The 1144-nt window shown below is 62.8% G+C and carries 1 protein-coding gene; it reads left to right on the forward strand.

All coding sequences use genetic code 11. From position 1 onward, the window contains the following. Nucleotides 1–41: 41 nt before the first annotated feature. Nucleotides 42–1144: IS4 family transposase (locus CK625_RS13435; protein ID WP_238945680.1), on the forward strand; the 1103-nt coding region annotated here is incomplete at its 3' end.

The following is a 1144-nucleotide window of genomic DNA, read 5'->3' on the forward strand; positions in this document are numbered from 1 at the left end:
TGCCTGCCGAGCGGGTGGTCTGGCTGGTCATTGCCCTGGCGATGTACCGCCACCAATCCATGGCGCAAGTCGTTGCCGACCTGGATCTGGCTCTACCCGATGAGATCAACCCCGACATCGCCAAGAGCGCCTTGACCCAGGCTCGCCAGCGCCTGGGGCAGGAGCCTTTGTCGCAGCTGTTTGGCATGAGTGCCGCGGTCTGGGATCAGCGTCATCAGCAAGGCAGAAGCTGGCGGGGACTGGCCCGCTACGCTGTCGATGGCAGCACGCTCAGAACGGCGGACACCCAGGACAACCGTGAGCACTTCGGCGCGCAAGAGTACGCCTCGGGCGTTGTGGCCAGCTACCCTCAGTTGCGCCTGCTGACCTTGACCTCGCTGAGCACCCACCTGGTGCGCGATGCCGTCTTTGGCGAGTATGGCAAGAACGAGATGCGCCATGCCAAAGACCTGCTGGCAGCCATCCCGGATCACTCCCTGACCGTCTTTGACAAGGGCTTTCTCAGTGCCGAGCTCTTGCTGCAAGTGCAAAGTGCCGGGACAGCCCGTCATTGGCTGATTCCTGCCAGGAGCAACAGCCGCTGGCAGCGCCTGGGAGATGATCCATCGGACTATCTGGTGCAGATGAAGGTCTCGCCGCAAGCGCGCAAGGCCAACCCGCTGTTGCCCGAGTTTTGGCAGGCCCGTGCCATCGAGACGGTCTCTGCCAGAGGCCAGCGTCGAATACTGCTGACATCTTTGCTCGACGCCAAGCGCTGGCCCGCCCAGGAGATAGCGCAGCAGTATGAGCAGCGTTGGCGCATCGAGACCAGCTACCGAGAACTCAAGCAGGAGTTGCTTGGCAGTGGGCTGACGCTGCGCAGCGGCACGCCGCAAACCGTGATGCAGGAGGTCTGGGGTGCTTTGCTCGCTTACAACCTGATTCGGCTGGAGATGGCCGAAGTGGCCAGGCAAGAGGGTGTGGCGCCGACGGACTTGAGCTTCACGGTGGCGTTGAACTACATGCGCTACGAGTGGCTCAGCCTGGCGAGCATCAGCCCGGGATTGCTGCCCAAGCACTTGCTGCGGTTACGCCAGCGTCTGGGTGAGCAACTGCTGCCCAAACAACGACGGGGGCGACAATGCCCCCGTGTTGTGAAGAAGCC

It is taken from the genome of Vandammella animalimorsus (assembly GCF_002285265.1).
Lineage (GTDB): Bacteria > Pseudomonadota > Gammaproteobacteria > Burkholderiales > Burkholderiaceae_C > Lampropedia.